19 protein-coding genes are annotated in these 18,811 nt (G+C 62.0%); 10 read left to right on the top strand and 9 right to left on the bottom strand.

All coding sequences use genetic code 11. The features are described from left to right. Positions 1–14: 14 nt before the first annotated feature. The 4 genes from rpoN to lptC form a co-directional block, all read right to left on the bottom strand. Positions 15–1,457, bottom strand: coding sequence for an RNA polymerase factor sigma-54 (gene rpoN, locus B9A12_RS13435; protein ID WP_084058623.1), 1,443 nt, complete (start codon positions 1,455–1,457; stop codon positions 15–17). A gap of 15 nt (positions 1,458–1,472) precedes the next feature. Next, positions 1,473–2,207, bottom strand: a complete 735-nt coding sequence (lptB, locus tag B9A12_RS13430) for an LPS export ABC transporter ATP-binding protein (protein WP_084058622.1) — start codon at positions 2,205–2,207, stop codon at positions 1,473–1,475. Further along, positions 2,204–2,800 carry a lipopolysaccharide transport periplasmic protein LptA gene (gene lptA / locus B9A12_RS13425; RefSeq protein ID WP_084058621.1) on the bottom strand — a complete coding sequence of 199 codons (597 nt, stop codon included), beginning with the start codon at positions 2,798–2,800 and terminating at the stop codon, positions 2,204–2,206. Before lptA ends, lptB begins: the two co-directional genes overlap by 4 nt. A 247-nt stretch (positions 2,801–3,047) precedes the next feature. Then, the gene (lptC, locus tag B9A12_RS13420; RefSeq protein WP_170920610.1) at positions 3,048–3,614 is read right to left on the bottom strand and encodes an LPS export ABC transporter periplasmic protein LptC; all 567 of its coding nucleotides are present in this window, start codon (positions 3,612–3,614) and stop codon (positions 3,048–3,050) included. A 228-nt stretch (positions 3,615–3,842) separates the two neighbouring features. Between lptC and B9A12_RS13415 the strand changes: the two genes are divergently transcribed. Both B9A12_RS13415 and B9A12_RS13410 read left to right on the top strand, forming a co-directional pair. Next, the gene (locus B9A12_RS13415; RefSeq protein WP_084058619.1) at positions 3,843–4,208 is read left to right on the top strand and encodes a DsrE family protein; all 366 of its coding nucleotides are present in this window, start codon (positions 3,843–3,845) and stop codon (positions 4,206–4,208) included. A gap of 57 nt (positions 4,209–4,265) precedes the next feature. Then, positions 4,266–5,480 carry an NAD(P)/FAD-dependent oxidoreductase gene (locus B9A12_RS13410; RefSeq protein ID WP_084058618.1) on the top strand — a complete coding sequence of 405 codons (1,215 nt, stop codon included), beginning with the start codon at positions 4,266–4,268 and terminating at the stop codon, positions 5,478–5,480. Positions 5,481–5,516: 36 nt separating this feature from the next. Here the strand turns inward: B9A12_RS13410 and B9A12_RS13405 are convergent, their stop codons facing one another. From B9A12_RS13405 to B9A12_RS13395, 3 genes are all read right to left on the bottom strand, one after another. Then, entirely contained in the window at positions 5,517–6,077 is a 561-nt protein-coding gene (locus B9A12_RS13405) for a KdsC family phosphatase (protein ID WP_084058617.1), read from the bottom strand. 15 nt (positions 6,078–6,092) lie between these two features. Continuing rightward, a complete protein-coding gene (kdsA, locus tag B9A12_RS13400; RefSeq protein ID WP_084058616.1) occupies positions 6,093–6,947 on the bottom strand; it encodes a 3-deoxy-8-phosphooctulonate synthase in 855 nt (284 codons plus the stop codon). Between the two features lie 212 nt (positions 6,948–7,159). Continuing rightward, positions 7,160–8,842 (bottom strand): CTP synthase, encoded by a 1,683-nt coding sequence (locus B9A12_RS13395; RefSeq protein WP_245802452.1) that lies wholly within the window; start codon positions 8,840–8,842, stop codon positions 7,160–7,162. A gap of 319 nt (positions 8,843–9,161) precedes the next feature. Between B9A12_RS13395 and B9A12_RS13390 the strand changes: the two genes are divergently transcribed. The 8 genes from B9A12_RS13390 (at position 9,162) to B9A12_RS13355 (ending at position 17,430) form a co-directional block, all read left to right on the top strand. Further along, a complete protein-coding gene (locus tag B9A12_RS13390; RefSeq protein WP_084058614.1) occupies positions 9,162–9,770 on the top strand; it encodes a CBS domain-containing protein in 609 nt (202 codons plus the stop codon). 381 nt (positions 9,771–10,151) lie between these two features. Next, positions 10,152–11,792: an acetate--CoA ligase gene (locus B9A12_RS13385; protein WP_084058613.1), complete on the top strand. Its 1,641-nt coding sequence runs from the start codon at positions 10,152–10,154 to the stop codon at positions 11,790–11,792. A 158-nt stretch (positions 11,793–11,950) separates the two neighbouring features. Continuing rightward, complete coding sequence (locus B9A12_RS13380; RefSeq protein ID WP_084058612.1) at positions 11,951–12,796, top strand: MBL fold metallo-hydrolase; 846 nt, start codon at positions 11,951–11,953, stop codon at positions 12,794–12,796. A 100-nt stretch (positions 12,797–12,896) separates the two neighbouring features. Then, the gene (locus B9A12_RS13375) at positions 12,897–14,111 is read left to right on the top strand and encodes an ABC transporter substrate-binding protein (RefSeq protein WP_170920609.1); all 1,215 of its coding nucleotides are present in this window, start codon (positions 12,897–12,899) and stop codon (positions 14,109–14,111) included. Between the two features lie 10 nt (positions 14,112–14,121). Beyond that, complete coding sequence (locus tag B9A12_RS13370; RefSeq protein ID WP_084058610.1) at positions 14,122–14,988, top strand: branched-chain amino acid ABC transporter permease; 867 nt, start codon at positions 14,122–14,124, stop codon at positions 14,986–14,988. Positions 14,989–15,089: 101 nt separating this feature from the next. Then, positions 15,090–15,929: a branched-chain amino acid ABC transporter permease gene (locus tag B9A12_RS13365; RefSeq protein WP_170920608.1), complete on the top strand. Its 840-nt coding sequence runs from the start codon at positions 15,090–15,092 to the stop codon at positions 15,927–15,929. Then, positions 15,926–16,696, top strand: coding sequence for an ABC transporter ATP-binding protein (locus tag B9A12_RS13360; protein ID WP_084058644.1), 771 nt, complete (start codon positions 15,926–15,928; stop codon positions 16,694–16,696). The genes B9A12_RS13365 and B9A12_RS13360 overlap by 4 nt, the downstream gene beginning before the upstream one ends. Next, positions 16,693–17,430: an ABC transporter ATP-binding protein gene (locus B9A12_RS13355; protein ID WP_084058608.1), complete on the top strand. Its 738-nt coding sequence runs from the start codon at positions 16,693–16,695 to the stop codon at positions 17,428–17,430. Before B9A12_RS13360 ends, B9A12_RS13355 begins: the two co-directional genes overlap by 4 nt. Positions 17,431–17,433: 3 nt before the next feature. Here the strand turns inward: B9A12_RS13355 and B9A12_RS13350 are convergent, their stop codons facing one another. Both B9A12_RS13350 and pstB read right to left on the bottom strand, forming a co-directional pair. Then, on the bottom strand, positions 17,434–17,904 hold the full coding sequence (locus B9A12_RS13350; protein ID WP_084058607.1) for a PilZ domain-containing protein: 471 nt from the start codon (positions 17,902–17,904) through the stop codon (positions 17,434–17,436). 94 nt (positions 17,905–17,998) lie between these two features. Continuing rightward, on the bottom strand, positions 17,999–18,784 hold the full coding sequence (pstB, locus tag B9A12_RS13345) for a phosphate ABC transporter ATP-binding protein PstB (RefSeq protein WP_245802454.1): 786 nt from the start codon (positions 18,782–18,784) through the stop codon (positions 17,999–18,001). Between the last annotated feature and the right edge of the window lie 27 nt (positions 18,785–18,811).

The following is an 18,811-nucleotide window of genomic DNA, read 5'->3' as shown; positions in this document are numbered from 1 at the left end:
GATTCCCTCTGGTATCAGGAACCCCAGAGTACCTGTTTTCTCTTGTGGGACGGCAGTATGCCCATCATCTCCCGATATTTGGCCACCGTCCGGCGCGCGATCTTTATGTTTTCTTTCTTGAGAAGATCGACAAGATCCTTGTCACTGTAGGGCTTGGCCGGATCCTCCTCTTTGATGAGTTGGCGGATGCGTTCCTTGACACTCTCGGAAGCGACAGCCTCCCCCACAACACTGTTTATGGAACTATTAAAGAAATATTTCAACTCAAAAATACCCTGGGGGGTATGCATATACTTGTTGGTGGTGACGCGGCTGATGGTGGATTCGTGCATGCCCACATCCTCGGCCACGTCCCGCAGGACCATGGGCTTCAGGTACGCAATGCCCTTTTCCAGAAACTCCCGCTGGAAATTGACAATGCTCTGGGCCACCTTGTGGAGGGTCCGCTGGCGCTGGTGGATGCTCTTGATGAGCCAGGCCGCCGAACGCAGCTTGCCCTGGATGTAGTCCTTGGCTTCCTCGGAGACGGCGGAACCGCTCCGCAAGGCCTCCCGGTAGTAGGGATTGACCCGCAGCTTGGGCATGCCGTCCTCGTTCAACACCACCATGAACTGGTCGTCCACCTTCACCACGTAGATATCCGGGCTCACATACTGGGCCTCCTCTTCGCTGAAGGCCCGGCCCGGCTTGGGATCCAGGCTCAGGATCACCTCCACGGCCGCCTGCACATCGCCCTTGGGCCTGCGAAGCGCCTTGACCAGGCCCTGGTAATTCTTCTTTTCCAGGTAGTGCAGATACTTGTCGATGATGGTCACCACCAGCCCGTTGGGCACGTCCAGACTCTTGGCCTGGATCAGTAGGCATTCGCGCAGATCACGGGCGGCCACGCCCGGCGGATCGAAGGCCTGCACCTTGCCCAAGACCCGTTCCACCTCTTCCACGGAGGCACCGCACAGCTGGGAGATCTCCGCCGTGGAGCTCACCAGGTATCCATCGGCATTCAGGTTGCCGATGATCATGGTGGCGATCTCTTTTTCCTCTTCGGTGAACTCCGACAGGCACAACTGCCACATGAGGTGGTCTTCCAGAGAGGGGCGCCGGGTCAAGCGCTGCTCAAAGGAGGGCTGTTCCTGGTTGGGGTCCCTTTCCATGGGCATGGGCGAATAGGTGCTGTAGTCTTCCAGAAAGCTTTCCCAGTCGAAGTCGTCCCGGACCTTCTCGGTGATCTCCACCTCCTCGTAGCGCTCTTCCACGGGGGGCGTCTCCGGCTCCACCTCTTCCTTGTTGCCCACCTGGTCCACCGTCTCTTCCAGCACCGGGTTGGTTTCCAGCTCCTGCTGGATGGTTTCCAGCAGTTCCAGCCGGGAAAGCTGCAAAAGTTTGATGGCCTGTTGCAACTGAGGTGTGATGATCAGTTGCTGAGACAGCTTCATGTGTTGCTTGAGTTCCAATGCCATGGCTCGGTCCCGCCCCTAAAGACTGAATTCCTGCCCAAGATAAGTGCGTCGGGCAAGCTCGCTTCGGGCGATAAGATCGGGCGATCCCTCTTCCAGGATGCGCCCTTCGTGCATGATGTAAGCTCGGTCGCACACCTTGAGGGTCTCCCGGACGTTGTGGTCGGAGATGAGCACTCCGATGCCCCGGTCCCTCAGCGAAGCGATGAGTCCCTGGATCTCAGCCACCGCGATGGGGTCGATCCCCGCAAAGGGCTCATCCAGCAGCATAAAGCTGGGTTGAATCACCAGGGCGCGGCTGATTTCCAAACGCCGTCGCTCCCCACCGGAGAGCCGGTCCGCCCGGTTCTTGGCCAGATGCGCAATGTTGAGATCCTCCAAAACTTCCTTCAGTCGTGACTTTTGTTCCTGGCGGCCGATCTTGAGGGTTTCCAGGATCGCCAGGATGTTCTGCTCCACGGTCAACTTGCGAAAGATGGACGGTTCCTGGGGCAGGTAGGTGATCCCCATGCGAGCCCGCAGGTACATGGGGGCGTCCACGATGTTTTCTTCGTCCAGCCACACGGACCCTTCGTCGGGTCGGATGATCCCGATCACGCTGTAGAACGTGGTGGACTTTCCCGCACCGTTGGGGCCCAGCAACCCCACCACCTGACCCTGGCGCACTTCCAGGCTCACTCGATCCACCACCGTGCGGCCGCCGTAGCGCTTGACCAGGTTTTCCGTGCGAAGACACTTTCCAGCGGACGTCATTGGGGTTGTCCCGAACCTTTCTTGGGATGAAAGACGGCCTGTACCGGTGCGTCGGCACCGCCCTCCACCACGCTTCGCTGATCGCGAAGATACAAGGTGATCTGCTTGCCCTTCACCCGATCTTTGCCCTGGATCAGCATGGGCTGCCCCAAGAGCACCACCTTTTGCTCGCGATTGTAGAGCACGGCCCTGTCCGCTGTGGCCACCCGTCCTTGCTGCGAGATCCTCACGTCCCCCACCACCACGATGCGTTGGATCTTATCCATCATGGCCTGGTCGGATCCGTTCCCGCCCTCGGTGCCATAGACGGTCATCTTCTGACCCGTGATGGTCATATCCCCCTGGCGCACCGTCACGTGCCCTTCAAAGACGACGGTCCGCTCCTTCTGATCGGCCACCATGCGATCGCTGGCAATGTGGATGGGCTCTTGACCGACCGTGGCCCCGGGGCCCGGATCCGCACCGTAAGCGTTGGCTGAAACGGCCAGCACCCAGCACAATACGATAAGCCCGCACCAGCCGCCGGTTCCACGGACGCGGCCCAACGCCTGCAACCAGGTCCATACGCTTTTTCCCAAGAGAAGGCGTGTCATCTTTTCTCCAGCTTCGCGTCCGGCCTCCGGTTCAAACGCCGGGCGTCACCCCTTCTTCCCGGCCGGTGAGGCCCCTCGAGGGCCGCCTGACAAGAGCCAACTTGGTCCCTTCCATGGCTTTGTAGCCCCTTCCCAGGGGAGCGGCGGGGGATGGAACGCCCATGAGCGCGGCCTTCCTACCACCGACCTGTCACCATTTTCCGCCCCCACGGTCCGGTGGCGGGGATCCCGCCGGTGCCGTCTTTGCTCACCGAGCCGCCTTCACCACCGCCCGCACCCGGCCGTCCACGAAGGCCCTTTGCGCCGGCGCATCGTAGCGCCATCGGGATCCTTGTAGTTGCACGAGAGGCCCCACTACCCGAACGGGCGTCTCGGAAACGATCTGTCGATCCGCATGCCGATAGCGGGCCCGTTCCGTCAGCACCACGTAGCCCTGAGGCACTTGCGCCTTCACATGACCCCACAGCTCGATGTCCTTGGTGCCGGCATACAACATGCCTTCCCGGCTCTCCAGGACCACGGTGCGCCCGTCTTCCAGGTAGATCTCCACATGGACATCCTGCAGATGGGTCTTTTGGGATTCCTGGAAGTACTTGGCCTCGCGGGCCTTGAGCCGCCACACCTGGCGGCCCTCCTGCACTTCCGTGTATTCCATCTGGGTCAGGCGCATCTCGGAATCCGGCACCACGGGGGCGGGCTGCTCTTTCTGCGCGTCCGATCCGCTCTTATGGGCCGCTGCGTAGATGAAGACGCCCGCCAGGACAGCCGCGGCCGCCACCAGGAGCCACAGGGTCGGGGGCCGGCTTTGAACCATGTGTCGTTCCTGTTTCCGTGGTATTTCCACCTGCTTCAGTGTGGAATCTAACACGCGCTCTTTCCGGGTGTAAAGAAGGATACCCGAAACCCTTGACTCCTTTCGGTGCATCCAATCTAAATAAACAGACGATGGTGGACCTCACAGGGGCAACAAAAAGATGGCGCCATCGCCGCCAACGGAACCCCGATCCCGGAAGGAAACACCGGGATCAGAAAGGAGTCCTCCATGACACAGAAGATCTGTTTTGTCATCTCCAAGGGTTTCGAAAGGTCGGGCGGGGCCACGCGGGCCTTCCAGTTTGCGGCTCTCAGCGTGGAAGCCGGCCATCAGGTGGAAATCTTCCTGATCGACGACGCCATCCACTGGGCTCAGCTGGGCATGGCCGAAGGAATCCGCTCTTCCACGGGCGAACACATGAAGGATCTGCTGGACATCCTCGTGGCCAAGAAGACTCCCATCCACGTGTGCAAGGCCTGTGCGAACAAGCGGCTCATCTCGCCGGATGACCTGATCGAGAGCGCCCAGATTTCCGGAGCCCCCGTGCTGGTGGACAGGATCGGCGACCCCACCTGCAAAGTGATCATCTTCTAACGCACCGGGGCGGCTTCTCGTCGCCGCGCCCAGGACGGGAGAACGAATCGGAACGCCATGCTGGACTGCATCGTCATCGGGGCCGGACCCGCCGGAGCCTCCGCGGCCCGGCGCGCGGCCCAAAGGGGATTGCGAACGCTCATCATCGAAAAGGAAATCTTCCCACGGCCCAAGCCTTGCGGCGGCGCCTTTTCCATCCAGGGACTTTCCGCTCTGGACTTTTCTCTCCCGGCCTCTGTCATCCAAAGAACCATCCCAGGCGTTTGGGCTCGATACGGACGGTTGGACATCCGGGTGGAGGCCCCTGAGCCCATCTGTGTTCTGGTGCGAAGACAGGCCTTCGACCATGTGCTCCTGGAAAAGGCCTTGGAAGCGGGAGCGGAATGCAGGCAGGGCGAAACGGTTCTGGCGTGCCGCGAGTCGACCTCCTGGATCACGGTGGACACCCGGGCGGGAACCTACCAAGCCCGCTACGCCATCCTGGCCCACGGGGCGAGCGGACGGCTTGGCGCACGCAGCGGCTTGAACGGTTGCGGGGCGGCCCGAACCCATTGGCTGACGGTCGTGGGGGAGGTACCATGCGGTGGGGATCCCAGCAGTGCCCAGGGGGAAGCGCCGGATCTTTTGGAGTTCCACTTCGATGCGTGCCCCGGGGGATACGGCTGGGTCTTTCCCCTGAAGGATTCCCTGTCCGTGGGTGTGGGCGGCCTTGCCCGGTCCGCTCGAAGGCCGGTGGGCCTCTTTCGCCGATTCGCCCGCCGCTTGGGACTCCGCTCCCTTCCGGCCTACCGGGGATGTCCCATTCCCTGTTCGGGCATCGCCCGCCGCCTGGGGACCCGACGCGTTCTTGCCGCAGGAGACGCCGGCGGATTCGCCGAGGCCTTCTCGGGGGAGGGCATCGCCTACGCCGTCCGTTCGGGCCAGATCGCCGCCGAAACCGTCGCCGACGCCCTCCAGGGATCCCTGGCTGGATTGCCGGCCCGGGAGTATCGCCGCCGATGCGTGGAGGCATTGGGGGACAATCTCATCTACGCACGCATTTTCGCCCTGTGGGCCTACCGGTTTCCCGGCCTATGCTTCAGGATCTTCGATCGCCATCGATCGCTGGGAGAGGAATTTCTCAAGATTCCCCGCGGGCTGCAGACCTACAAGGGCTTTTTGACCTGGGTCATGACTCAGGGGTGCGGCCGGCTGACGGGAAAGCATTCAGGGAAGGGGCCCAAGTCCACCCCCGAATGTGCATCGGCCTGGCGCGCCGCCAGGGCGGATTGAAGACAGGCCCCAGGGGCAAGATCCTCAAAGATGCGATCAGTCCTCTTGGAAGTAGCGGGCCGTGACCTGTTCCCAGCGGCCCTGCACCTGGAGGACCAGTTCGCAGATTTCCCGCGCGGCACCCTTGCCGCCGGGACTCTGGGCCACGTAGTGGGCGAAGGGCTTCACGTGGGGGCTCGCATCCCCGACACAGGCCGAAAACCCCACCCGACGCATCACGGGTATGTCGATGAGATCGTCACCCACGTAGCCGATCTGGGGATCGTCCAGGCCCGTATCGGCCTTGATTTGCTCATAAGCCTCCACCTTCCGGTGGATCCCCTGGTAGACCCTCTCGATCCCCAGGCCCTTGGCCCGATGTTCCACGGAAGCGCAATAGCGGCCTGAAATGAGGGCCACATCCAAGCCCGTGCGCTGCAGCAGCTTGATGCCGTGTCCGTCCTTCACGTCAAAGGTCTTGGATTCCGATCCGTCGTCGTGATAGGTGATGTCGCCGTCGGTGAGCACTCCGTCCACATCGAAAATGAGCAGCTTCAAGGGAAGGATCCGCCGGCGGATCTCTTCACTCACTTGCACCAGGGGCGTTTCCAGTCGCATACGATTCTCCCCTTTTCAGCGCGCCGCGTTCACGTGCTTTCTCGTGACGGTGTAGATGTCCCGGAGAGCCCGAAGGACCGCCGGCACATCGCGCAGCCGGAGCGAATTGGCCCCGTCGCACAGGGCCCGGTCCGGATCCTCGTGGACCTCCATGAAAACCCCGTCCGCCCCGGCCGCCACGGCCGCCCGAGCCAGCGGCTCCACGAAATCCCTCTGGCCGCCCGAAGCGGTCCCTCGGCCGCCCGGAAGCTGCACGCTGTGGGTGGCATCGAACACCATGGGATAGGGACCCCGGCTGAGAAGCGCCACCGAACGCATGTCCACCACCAGGTTGTTGTATCCGAAGCAGCTGCCCCGTTCCGTCACCAGGATCCGCTTGTTGCCGGCGCTTTCCGCCTTGGCCACCACCTGTTGCATATCCCACGGAGCCAAAAACTGGGCCTTCTTGATGTTGATGGGCTTATTGGTTCGGGCGCAGGCCACGATCAGGTCCGTCTGACGGGCGAGGAAGGCAGGCGTCTGCAGAACATCCACCACGGCCGCCACCGGAGCCACCTCGTCCACGGAGTGCACATCGGTGAGCACGGGCACGCCCAGATCCGCGCGGATCCGCCCCAAGAGATCCAGGCCCGCCTTCAGCCCCGGCCCCCGAAAGGACTGGATGGACGTGCGGTTGGCCTTGTCATAGGAACTCTTGAAGATGAAGGGAATGTCCAGACCTTGACAGACGTCGCGAAGGGTCCTGGCCACGGTAAAGGCCAATTCTTCGCTTTCCAAAACGCACGGCCCGGCGATGACAAAAAACCGGTCCTTACCGAAAGAACGGCCGCCGATCTCAATCGAGGCGGCGGACCTGGCTGTGGTTTCCATGGGGGACCTCCCTTGGTCCGTGATCCGTCATCCGTAGCCCGTTGGCCGGATGGGGCTTTTTCTCAGTCCTCAAGGGCCATGCTACGAAAAAAGCTTCATCCCCAGCGCCTGCCAGGAGCCTGTCCGAGAACGCCCAGGTGCTCCCTGCGGGCCCGAGCGGTCGGCCTGACCAGGCCGCCTCTTCGCCCCTTCCCCGGTCCTTTCACCCCTTTTTACTTCCCGGGGGAGGCATCGCCTTCGGCCGCCGTCGCGGCGCCTTTTCGCTCGGCGTTTTCCAGCGACTTTTTGATGAAGGCGGCAAAAAGCGGATGGGGATCCATGGGGCGCGATTTGAATTCGGGATGGAACTGGCAGCCCAAAAACCAAGGATGGTCGTCCAATTCCACGATCTCCACCAGGTTTTTATCCGGAGAAAGCCCGGTGAAGCGCATGCCGGCCTTTCCCAGCACCTCCCGGTAATCGTTGTTGAACTCGTACCGATGGCGATGCCGCTCGGAGATCTCGCTGCGCTGATAGGCCTCCATCGCCCGGCTGTTTGGCTCCAGCACACACGGATAGGCCCCCAGTCGCATGGTTCCGCCCAGATCCGACTCTTCGTCCCGGCGAATGATCCGGTTGTTCTTGTAATCGAACCATTCGCGCATGAGATTGATCACGGGATGGGGCGTGTGCTTGTCGATCTCCAGGCTGTGGGCCCCTTCCAAGCCGGCCACGTTCCGGGCGAATTCCACCACGGCCATTTGCATGCCCAGGCAGATCCCGAAGAAGGGCACTCGGTTTTCCCGGGCATAGCGGATGGCCTTGATCTTGCCCCCGATGCCCCGGGAACCAAAACCGCCTGGAACCAGAATCCCGTCCGCCGTGGTCAGAAGCTCTTCGCCGCCCGCTCGTTCCACATCTTCCGAGTCCACAAACTCCAAAAGCACCTGGGCGTCGTTGGCCACGCCGCCGTGGATCAGCGCCTCGTTCAGGCTCTTATAGGACTCCCGCAGATCGATGTACTTTCCCACGATGGCGATGGTGACCTGGCGGGACGGGCGGCGCATCCGCTCGATGAGCCGCCGCCAGTCGTCCAACTGGGGGGCCCGGGTCCACACGTTGAGCATCCTCAGGATCTTTTCGTCCAGGCCTTCCTCATGGAAACAGAGCGGCACCTCGTAGATGCAGTCCACGTCCTTGGCGGTGATGACGGCGTCGGGCTCCACGTTGCAAAAATGGCCGATCTTGGTCTTGATCTCCTTGGAAAGGGGAAACTCCGTGCGGCACAGCAAGATGTCGGGCTGAATACCGATGCTTCGCAGCTCCTTCACACTGTGCTGGGTGGGCTTGGTCTTCACCTCCCCGGCCGCCTTCACGTAGGGCACCAGGGTCACGTGGATGTACAGGGCGTTTTCGCGGCCCACATCGATGCGGAACTGACGGATGGCCTCCAGAAAGGGCAGGCTTTCGATGTCTCCCACGGTCCCGCCGATCTCCACGATGACCAGGTCCACCCCGTCGGCCACCTGGCGGATGCAGGCCTTGATCTCGTCCGTCACGTGGGGGATCACCTGCACCGTGCCGCCCAGGTAATCTCCTCGCCGCTCCTTGGTGATAACCGAATAGTAGATGCTGCCGGAGGTGAAGTTGTTCCGCTTGCCCATGCGGGCATGGGTGAAACGCTCGTAATGGCCCAGGTCCAGATCGGTCTCGGCCCCGTCGTCGGTGACGTAGACCTCACCGTGTTGGAAGGGGTTCATGGTCCCCGGATCCACATTGATGTAGGGATCCAGCTTCTGGATGGTCACCCGAAGACCGCGGCTCTCCATGAGCGCGCCGATGGAAGCGGCGGCCAGCCCTTTGCCCAGGGAGGAGAGCACGCCTCCCGTGATGAAGATGAATTTTGGATGTCGCAAGGCCCCTGTCCTTTCTTCACGGTCCCGGCACACCCCGGGAGAATGTATCGGGTTCCGGTCCGGTTTTTTCCTCAAAACAGCCATTCAGTATAGTCAGCGGGGTCCCAAAGTCAACGAACGGCTCCACGGCAAGTCACAGGGAAAGGCAGACGGGGTGCTTCAGGGTATGTACAATTTTTCTCTTGCAATTTGGAGCTTTATTCCGTAAGCTTTTTTGCGCAAAGCGGCCCCATGAGAAGCGGTCCAATCCCCAATTCCGACGTGACAGCGCTCTTACACGAAAGCACCTCGTTTCGCCGACCGACGCAAGGTTTCGCCCATGATTGTGCGCCATTGGATGACCACCCGAGTGGTGAGCACCAGGAAAGAGGCTTCCGTTCAGGAAGCGATGGCGGTGATGAAACGCCATTCCATCCGTCATCTGCCGGTGCTGGATTCCCAAGGCCGTCTGGAAGGATGGGTGACGGATGCGGATCTTCGCAGCGTTCTCATCGCTTCCATGCTGGAGGACCTGACGGTTCAGGACGTGATGGTACGTTCCCCCCACACGGTGGACCCTGATGAAGCCTTGGAAAGGGCGGCCAAGCTCATCTTGGAAAAGAAGATCGGGGGGCTGCCGGTGGTCAGGGACGAAAAGCTGGTGGGCGTCATCACGGTGATCGATATCTTGTCGGCTTTCATCACCATGCTGGGACTCATGGAGAGTTCCAGCCGTGTGGATGTGAAGCTGGCCCATGGGGCTCCGTCTCTGGAGTCTGTCACCCGGCTTCTGGAAAAGAACGGTGCGGAAATCATCAGTGTCTGCCAACTGCGGCAATTACAGGAGGCCGAACCCATCTATTCCTTTCGGTTCAAGAAGCGCGAGCTGGAAGGGATTGTACAAACCCTGACGAAGGAGGGCATTCAAGTGCTGTCCGCGGAGGCCTGAGGGCGCCTGGCCTGTGTGGAAAAAGATGGGCACCGGAATGCCATGTAAACAAGGCGCTCCGCCACATAACCCCCTTGGGCAGCGGCGGCGACCGGAACCTGCTGTGACGATTCCCTGCTCCTCTAGCTGATTCTCCCATTCCCCATGCTGTTGCCGGATTCTCTTCGGTTCGGAGATTCCCAAGACGGCCGTTGACGAGAGTTTCCCGGCGATTCGGCTTTTCGAAGCCCGCAACCTACGGCGTACCCATCCGGCGAACGACCCACCGGATGCGTCTCGGATCGGGCCGAGTCCGTTTCAGGGCGACGGCCCGCAGGCGACCACGTGATCACGTGTTGACGCGATGGCCTTATTTAACCGCAACGGCAAGGAGGAATGAGCATGGCGAAGGTTCCCGAAAACTATCTTCCCCCTAAAGAGATGTGGCCTGAGTACGTGGTGCCGGAAGAATTCGCAGACACCCCCATGGAACTGAACTTGGCCGACTACCTGCTGGACCGCCATGTGCGCGAGGGTCGGGGCGACAACCCGGCAGTCAAGTTCATGGACAAGGTCTTCACGTTTGCCCAGATCCAGCAGATGGTCAATAAGTTCGGCAATGCGCTCAAGGAAGCGGGCGTGGAGCCCCAGGACCGGGTGGGGATTCGGCTGGTCAATTCTCCGCAAGCCCTGGTCACCATCTTTGCCATCGAAAAGATTGGCGCCATTCCAGTCCCCACCTCTCCCCTGTGGTCCAAGGAAGAGGTGGCCTTCGTCGTCAACAATGCAGAGATGAAGTACTTTGCGGTCAACGCCCCGCTCCTACCGCCGGTGGAAGAAGCCAAGCCCGACTTCGAATACGGCACCCGGGTCATCGTCATCGGCGGCAATCCCGACGAAGTGAAGGCCCAAGGCAACCTGGTCTTTGAGGAGATGCTGGAAAAGGGCTCGCCGGATCTGGACGCCGTCATGTTGAAGGCCGACGACATCGGCGTCATCCTCTACACCTCCGGCACCACCGGCATGCCCAAGGGATGCGTGCATTTCGTGCGCCCGATCATCATCGAGGCGCGTCTGGTCAACAAGTATGTCTACAACCTGGGGCCGGGTGATGTGCTGGGCGGTGCGGCTCCGGTGTCCTTTGCGGCCGGGTTCGGCACCTTCACGCTCATCCCCTTCGAAGGCGGCTCGGCCATTTCGCTGATCCCCAAGTTTGCGCCCGCGGACATGATGGATCTCATCCAAAAGCATAAGATCACGGTACTCACGGGTCTTCCCACCGCCTATCGGGCCTTGATGAAGTTCCCCGACTTCAAGAAGTACGATTTCAGTTCCGTGCGCCTGTGCACGTCCGGCGGTGACGCCCTGGGCGCGGAGACCCTGGAGGCCTGGACTCAACTGACCGGCCAGCCCATCTGGGAAGGCCTGGGCGGCACGGAGATGCTCCATCTGCTCACCTCCAACACCATGAACCCCGAACCTGTTCCCAACTCCATCGGCAAGGCCCTTCCCGGGGTTCAGATCCGCGTGGTGGACCCCGAATGGAACGACTGCAAGCCCAACGAAGTGGGGTCCATGATCATCAAGGGCCCGTCGGGTACCTTGTATTGGAAGCCCTACGTGGACGACGAACGCCTTCTCAAGAGCCAGCAAAAGGGCGTCAAGAACGGTTGGAACCAGATGGGCGACGCCGTCTACATGAACGAGGATGGAAACCTTTTCTTCGTCTCCCGCGAAGACGACATGATCAAGAGCTCGGGCTATCGCATCGGGCCTGCGGAGGTGGAAGAAGCCATTTTGAAGCATCCCGCCGTGGCGGACGCCGGCGTGGTGGGCGTGCCCGATCCGGAAAAGGGTCAGGTGACCAAGGCCTTTGTGGTGCTCAAGCCCGGCCACGAAGGCAGCGACGAATTCTTTGAGGAACTCAAGGAATTCTTGAAGCAACACATCGCCGTCTACAAGCTGCCGCGGCTCATCGAATACGTGGACGCGCTGCCCCGCACCCCCACCGGCAAGCTGCTTCGCCGCAAGCTGCGTAAGTAGCCGGAAACCTTCGGGGAGCCGGCCGCCCGGCTCCCATCTTTGGCATCTACCACAAAGGGCGACCTTCTCCGGTCGCCCTTTGTGCTGGCCGCTGAGGCCGAGGCGCCCTACAACCCACGCATCACCCGACATGGCCGCACTGGCCCAGGAGGAATCCCATGAGTTGGAAAGTGACCGTTTTGTGCGAAAACACGGTGCCGGTTCCCGGCCTTCTCGGCGAACACGGCTTCGCCGCCTATGTGGAAACCCCAACGGCCACTCTGCTCTTCGACACGGGCCAGGGGTTCGGCCTGGTGCCCAACTCCCTGCGCCTCAAAAAGGATCTGGCCAAGGTTGATAAGCTGGTATTGAGCCACGGGCACTTCGATCACACGGGGGGAATGCTGGCCTTTCTCGGTGTTCACGGACCCTGCCAGGTGGTGGCCCATCCCGATGTCCTCCTGGAGCGGTTTCGATGGATGCCCGTGGGGCCGGACCAAAAACCGGTCTCCATCGGCATGCCGTGGAAGGAAGCCTACCTGACCACCCGGGGTGCCCGCTTCCAGTGGGTGGAGGACTTCCGAGAGATCGTTCCCAACGTGTTCGTCTCCGGCCAGGTCCCTCGCAGGACCGATTTTGAAACGGGAGATCCCAAGTTCGTGATCCGGGACGGCGACGGGTGGACGGCGGATCCCTTCCGGGACGACTATTCCCTGGTCCTCAAAACCCCCAAGGGGCTCGTGGTGATCCTGGGCTGCGCCCATGCGGGACTCATCAACATCTTGGAGCACGTCACGCGCCAATGCGGCGAAGACCGGATCTACGCCGTTCTCGGCGGCACCCACCTGGGATTTTCGCCTTCGGAGCAGTTGGACAAGACCCTGGAAGAACTGAAACGCTACCAGGTCCAGATCCTGGCGGTCAGTCACTGCACGGGCCAGGCCCCCATTGCCAGGCTGTCGGCGGAGTTCGGCCCCCACTTCGCTTTCGCTCCGGTGGGATACACGCTGGCCGTGGAAGATTGATGGGGCAGTCTGCACGGGGCGGCATCTTGCGCCTTTTTCGGCCATGGCGTATGGTAGCGGAAGAACCGTTCGCTCCATCCACTGCACCGAGGAGGGCGCCATGAAAAAGCTGGGTACCAAAAGGATTGTCTTCGCGATCCTTTTTGCTCTGATCCTTGTCGCAGGCCCGGCGGCAACACGGATCGACGCCGCCCCCATCTCCATCGGCTCCATCAACCCGCTCACCGGAAAGCTGGCCAGCCACGGGCGGGAGATCCTCCTGGGTATCCAGGCCGCTGTGGACGAGATCAACGCAGCGGGAGGCCTGGCGGGCAACCGGGTGGTCCTGCACAGCCGGGACGACCAGAGTCGGCCGGAAGTGGCCGTGGGGCAGGCCGAGGACCTGATCGTCCGCCGGAAGGTGACGGCCCTGGTGGGCGGCTATGTGGACTCACTGGTGGGACCCCTGAGTCAGCTGGCCCTGCGCCACCACATCCCCTATGTGGCCTCCGCCAGTCTGCAGACCCATCTGAGTCGGGAGGACAACCCCTATTTCTTTCGCATCTCCCATCTGCGAGGCCTAAGCGAACCGCTGTGCGGATTTGTGACCCAGGCCCTGGGGGCCCGAAGCGCCGCTCTGTTTCATGCGGCGACCCCGGGAGCCACCGAACTGGCCGGGGAACTTTTCAGATGCCTGCAAGAAGCGGGGGTGACGGTCACGGTTGTGGAAAAGTTCCGTCCCGGGGTGCCCGATTTTTCCCCGCTGGTCCTCAAGCTGAAGCCGTCGCCTCCCGACGTCCTCATCGCGGCCACTTTTTTCCAGGACCACCTCATCCTGGCGCGTCAGATCCGGGAGTTGGGCGTGCCGATCAAAGCCTACATAGGCCCCTGGGGCGTGTCCTATCCCACCTTTGTCCAAGAAATGGGAAAAGCGGCGGAAGACCTTTTCGGCTTATGCGCGTGGAAGCCCGGCATGGCCTTGCCCGGCACCGAAGAGGCCTCAGAGGCCTTCACCCGCTGGTTCCGGGAAAAATACAAGAGGGAACCCACCTCCACCGTGATGCACGGTTACACCTCGGCCCGGGCACTTCTGGATGCCATGGCCCGGGTCGTGGGGGCGGGCAAGCCGCTCACGGGCCCGGAGATCGCCCGCGCCCTTCGCACGACGGATCTCCTGCTGCCCATGGAGCGAGTGGCCTTCGACGCCAAGGGGGACCCCCTCTATTACCGCCAGACGGTGGTCCAGATTCAAAACGGAGCCCTGGTGCCGGTCTATCCCGCCGAGCGGGCCCAAGGCTCGTGGGTCTATCCCATGTCGCTTTCCATCCAGCCCTGAGCGAACGCCCATGTGGTTGCAACTGCTCATCAACACCATCTCCCTCGGATCCTTCTACACGCTGGTGGCCCTGGGCTTTTCGATCATCTTCGGCGTGACCCACACCTTCAACCTGGCCCATGGTGAGCTGATCGTTTTGAGCGGCTACCTGGCCTACGGCCTGACCAGGTTCTGGGAAACACCCTTTGCGTTCACCCTTCCCCTGTGCATGCTGGCCATGACGTGCCTCGCCTTGGGGCTGTTGGCCCTGTTTCGAAGGCTTCGAGAGCCCTATGAGCTCTCGTCGCTCGTTTTCGCCTTCGGCCTGGCCCTGGTGATCCAAAACCTCATGCTCTTCTTTTTCACCGCCGATTACAGGCGGATCCCCACGTCCGGACCGCCCATCCGGCTGGTGGCACACACGCTCATCACCCGCAACCAGCTCTGGCTCATCGGCCTGTCTATCACGGCCACGGTCTGTGTCTCTCTGATGTTGCGTAAAACCTTTCTGGGTAAGGCACTTCGGGCCGTCATCCAGGAAAGGGAGACGGCACGCCTTGCCGGCATCCGGGTGGAACACATGAATCGGATCGCCTTCGCCGTGGGAGGGGCACTGATCGGGCTGGCCGGCCCCTTATTGGGACAAAGCGCCTACCTGCATCCTTCCGGCGGCATGGAAGCCACGCTCATCGCTGTGGTGATCACCCTTTTTGCGGGCGCCGGTCGCATCCGGGGTTTGCTCATGGGCGCCTGGCTTCTGGCGCTTCTGGAATCGGGCACCACCCTATGGCTGGGATCCAACTGGAGAGAACTGGTGAGCGCCGGGATCCTCATCGCCTTGCTCATATGGAAACCAGAAGGCCTTCTGGCCAGAAAGAAATCGGCAGCCGAACTGTGAGTCCCCCTTCCTCTTCCCGTTCTATCGCGTTGCTTGTGGTCGTGGGTCTGACCCTGGTGCTGTGGCCTGCGGGAGGATGGCACACCCAACTGGTATGCCGTGTGCTAGGTTTTGCCTTCCTGTACGCCACGGTAACGGTGGCCTGGAACCTGGTGGCCTTGAGCGGTCTGATCTCCCTGGGGCACGCGGCCTACTTCGGTCTCGGCGCCTACGCCGCCGCCCTGCTGGACCGCCATGTGGGCGCCCAGGCACCTGTTACCTTGGCCGCGGCGGGCCTGTGCGCCGCCGCCTACGGGTTGGTGGTGGCCGTGGCGTTCCAGAGGCTGCGCGCCGCCTCCTACGCCCTGGCCACGTTGGCTTCCGTGGAAATCCCCAAGGTCATTGCGGACAATTGGAATTCCTTCACACTGGGGTCCCTGGGCCTGGTGGGCACCCGCCCCCTACCCGCCTTCTCGGTGGCGGGCATGGAGCTGGACCTGGCCCACAACATCACGGCCCAATACTATGGGTTGATGGCCCTGCTGGCCCTGGCGTGCATCCTCCATGCTCTGGCCATCCACTCCCGCTGGGGATGGGCCTTGCGGGCGGTACGCGAAGATGAACGGGCGGCGGCGGTACTGGGGGTGAACGTGTTCGCGACCCGCCTGGGGGCCACCGTGCTCAGTGCCGCCCTGACGGGTCTGTGCGGCGGCCTGTACGCCCACCTGATGGGCATGACGGAACCGGCCCTTGTCTTCAACCTGCACATCTCCGCCATGCCTCTGGTCTTCGCCATGCTGGGAGGGCGGTTCCGGTGGTATGGCCCGGTTCTGGGAGCCCTCGTGCTCTACGGAGCGGACCAGCTCTTTCTCCACCCCTGGCTTCCGGCGGGACACGCCGCCATTTACGGGCTTGTCATCATGGTGATGCTTCTCTTCTTGCCGAAAGGTCTTGGATCATGACCCGCCCCTCCCTCTTGGACATCCGGGACCTGACCGTCCAACTGGGCGGACGACCGATCCTCCAAAACATCCAGCTTTCCGTCGCCCAGGGGGAAATCGTCAGTCTCATCGGCCCCAACGGCGCCGGCAAGACCACCCTACTGCACGTGATCACGGGCCTGGTGCGTCCCAAGTCGGGATCCATTCACTTCGGCGGGAAAAACATTACGGGATGGCCCCCCCATCGCATCTGCCGAATGGGGATCGCCTGCACGTTCCAGATCGCCCGCCCCTTTCCCGAAATGACCGCTGCGGAAAATGTTCAGATCGGCCTGTGGTTCGGGAGACGGGCCAAGGAGATCCGCCGCCGCTCCCGCCCGGTGGGCGAGGAGGCACGTCGCCTGCTCCAGCTGGTGGGCCTGGAGGGCAAAGAGGAGACCCCGGGAAGAGAACTCACCCTGTCGGAACAGAGGCGACTGGAAGTGGCCCGCGCCCTGGCCACCGGCCCCCGGCTCTTGCTGTTGGATGAGATCGCCGCCGGTTTGAGCCCTCAAGCGGTCAGCCACGCCGCCCAGCTGGTACGTACCTTGAGAGACCAGGGCATGACGGTGCTGCTGATCGACCACTTTCTCAACCTGACCGCCCGGGTCTCCGACCGGCTTGTGGCCTTGGACCAGGGGGAAACCATCGCGGAAGGCCCGCCCGCCCAGGTACTCCATCACCCGGAAGTCCTTTCGGCCTACCTGGGCGAACGCCCTTCCAAACACGCAGCGGGGGAAGACAGATGAGCCCTACGGACACGGACCAGCCCCTCCTGAGCGTCCGCCATTTGTCCGTCTCCTACCAGGAGACGCCCGTGGTTTCAGACGCCACGTTCAATGTGTGGCCCCACCAGATTGTGGCCATGGTGGGCCCCAACGGAGCCGGAAAGACCACCATCCTCAAGGCCGTCTCAGGTCTCATCCGGCCCGTGCGGGGCCAGATCCTCTATGAAAACATCCCCATCCACTCCATGGACATGGCCGACGTTGTGTCGCTGGGCGTGGTGTACGTTCCCGAGGGCATGAAGGTTTTTCCGGACATGTCCGTACGCGAGAACCTGGAGGTGGGCGCCTACCTCAACCGCGCGCACATCTCGGAGCGCTTGCGGCTGGTGCTCTGCCTCTTTCCTGAATTGACTTCCCGGATGGACGCTCCGGCCGGAGCGCTGAGCGGCGGGGAAAAACGCATGGTCACCCTGGGCCGGGGCCTCATGGCCGGCGCCAGGCTGCTGTTACTAGACGATCCCTTTCTGGGGCTGAGTCCCAAGGTGGTTCAACGATTCTGCAACGCCTTTCAGAAGCTGAGAAAAAGCGGCATCACCCTGCTCATCGCCGGCCAGCACGTGCGAAGAATCCTGCGCGTGGCGGACCTGGCCTTTCTCATCGAAGACGGCTCCATCACCCTCCAGGGCCCTGGGCCGGATATCCTGCAAAACCAGCACCTGCGCCGGGTCCTTTTCGGACCGGTCCCCGCGCCGTGACACTCACGCGAGAAGGTAGATCCCAAGGGCCTTGTCGATGGGATCGTCCTTGAAATACTCCGCCCCGACCACTTGGTGGCCCACGAAACGCACGACCACCGGCCGGTTGATGGCAGTGCGAGCGGTGTCGTCCAGGCGAAAGCGCACGAGCACCACATCCCCCTTCTTCAACTCGTGTTCTTCCAGGGTCTCGAAGCGAAGCCCTCCCAGGGAAATGTCCTTGACCACCATGGGCTGCTCGCCGGGCGCAGAGGTTTTGGAATAGTAGCCCGGCAGATGGACCCGCTTGCGGTAGTAGCGGCGCCGCTCCAAGAGGATGGTAAAATGGGCTCCACACCCGCAGCGCACACGCACCGTCTTTCCCGGCATGTTCTCCTGGATATTGACGAGCTTCCGGGTCCGCCCGCACGCCTCACAGATCACAATCGCAGTGCCGTCTTGAGCTACGTAGACCTTCTTCACCTGCTGGTCCATCTTCCCACCTCATTTTCCGTGTCCACGTTCCCTTATGCGGGACAGGCGGGAAGATGTCAATCCGGGCGGCCGTAAAGAAGCGAGGCCTGACCCATCATCCGAAACGACCCGTGATGTAGTCTTCCGTCAGGCTGTGGCGCGGCCGGGTGAAGATCCGGTCGGTGGGCCCCACCTCAATCAGGTCTCCCATGTGGAAGAAAGCGGTGCGCTGGGACACCCGGGCCGCCTGCTGCATGGAATGGGTCACGATGACGATGGTGTATTGTTCACGCAATTCGTGGATGAGGTCCTCAATGCGCGCCGTGGCGATGGGATCCAGCGCTGAACACGGTTCGTCCATAAGGATCACTTCGGGACTCACGGCGATGGCCCGGGCGATGCACAACCGCTGCTGCTGGCCGCCGGAAAGCCCCGTTCCCGGATGCTTCAGCCGATCCTTGACCTCATCCCACAGGCCCGCCTTCTGAAGCGATGTTTCCACGATCTGGTCCAGCTCACTGCGGGTTCGGGCCAGCCCGTGGATCTTGGGCCCATAGGCGATGTTGTCGTAGATGGACTTGGGAAAGGGATTGGGTTTTTGAAAGACCATGCCCACCTGGGCTCGAAGGAGCACCACGTCCAGGTCCGGATCGTAGATGTCCTGACCGTCCAAGGTGATGGTTCCCGTCACCCGGCACCCTTCGATCGTATCGTTCATGCGGTTAAGGCATCGGAGAAAGGTGGATTTACCGCATCCCGACGGGCCGATCATGGCCAGCACTTCGTTGCGGCCGATGTCGATGGAGACGTTTTTAATGGCGTGCTTGTCTCCGTAATAGACATTGACCTGTCGACAGGTCATCCGGGGGTTGGCCGCACGGATTTCCCCCACGGTGGTCATGGAAGCCTCAGCCGTGGACGGTTTGTC

It is taken from the genome of Desulfacinum hydrothermale DSM 13146, assembly GCF_900176285.1.
Lineage (GTDB): Bacteria > Desulfobacterota > Syntrophobacteria > Syntrophobacterales > DSM-9756 > Desulfacinum > Desulfacinum hydrothermale.
This window is presented reverse-complemented; position numbering and strand designations above follow the sequence as displayed.

Bases quoted from the DNA above. Each gene is read 5' to 3' on its own strand.
- rpoN (WP_084058623.1), bottom strand. From the start codon at position 1,457: ATGGCATTGGAACTCAAGCAACACATGAAGCTGTCTCAGCAACTGATC.
- lptB (WP_084058622.1), bottom strand. From the start codon at position 2,207: ATGACGTCCGCTGGAAAGTGTCTTCGCACGGAAAACCTGGTCAAGCGC.
- lptA (WP_084058621.1), bottom strand. From the start codon at position 2,800: ATGACACGCCTTCTCTTGGGAAAAAGCGTATGGACCTGGTTGCAGGCG.
- lptC (WP_170920610.1), bottom strand. From the start codon at position 3,614: ATGGTTCAAAGCCGGCCCCCGACCCTGTGGCTCCTGGTGGCGGCCGCG.
- B9A12_RS13415 (WP_084058619.1), top strand. From the start codon at position 3,843: ATGACACAGAAGATCTGTTTTGTCATCTCCAAGGGTTTCGAAAGGTCG.
- B9A12_RS13410 (WP_084058618.1), top strand. From the start codon at position 4,266: ATGCTGGACTGCATCGTCATCGGGGCCGGACCCGCCGGAGCCTCCGCG.
- B9A12_RS13405 (WP_084058617.1), bottom strand. From the start codon at position 6,077: ATGCGACTGGAAACGCCCCTGGTGCAAGTGAGTGAAGAGATCCGCCGG.
- kdsA (WP_084058616.1), bottom strand. From the start codon at position 6,947: ATGGAAACCACAGCCAGGTCCGCCGCCTCGATTGAGATCGGCGGCCGT.
- B9A12_RS13390 (WP_084058614.1), top strand. From the start codon at position 9,162: ATGATTGTGCGCCATTGGATGACCACCCGAGTGGTGAGCACCAGGAAA.
- B9A12_RS13385 (WP_084058613.1), top strand. From the start codon at position 10,152: ATGGCGAAGGTTCCCGAAAACTATCTTCCCCCTAAAGAGATGTGGCCT.
- B9A12_RS13380 (WP_084058612.1), top strand. From the start codon at position 11,951: ATGAGTTGGAAAGTGACCGTTTTGTGCGAAAACACGGTGCCGGTTCCC.
- B9A12_RS13375 (WP_170920609.1), top strand. From the start codon at position 12,897: ATGAAAAAGCTGGGTACCAAAAGGATTGTCTTCGCGATCCTTTTTGCT.
- B9A12_RS13370 (WP_084058610.1), top strand. From the start codon at position 14,122: ATGTGGTTGCAACTGCTCATCAACACCATCTCCCTCGGATCCTTCTAC.
- B9A12_RS13360 (WP_084058644.1), top strand. From the start codon at position 15,926: ATGACCCGCCCCTCCCTCTTGGACATCCGGGACCTGACCGTCCAACTG.
- B9A12_RS13355 (WP_084058608.1), top strand. From the start codon at position 16,693: ATGAGCCCTACGGACACGGACCAGCCCCTCCTGAGCGTCCGCCATTTG.
- B9A12_RS13350 (WP_084058607.1), bottom strand. From the start codon at position 17,904: ATGGACCAGCAGGTGAAGAAGGTCTACGTAGCTCAAGACGGCACTGCG.
- pstB (WP_245802454.1), bottom strand. From the start codon at position 18,784: ATGACCACCGTGGGGGAAATCCGTGCGGCCAACCCCCGGATGACCTGT.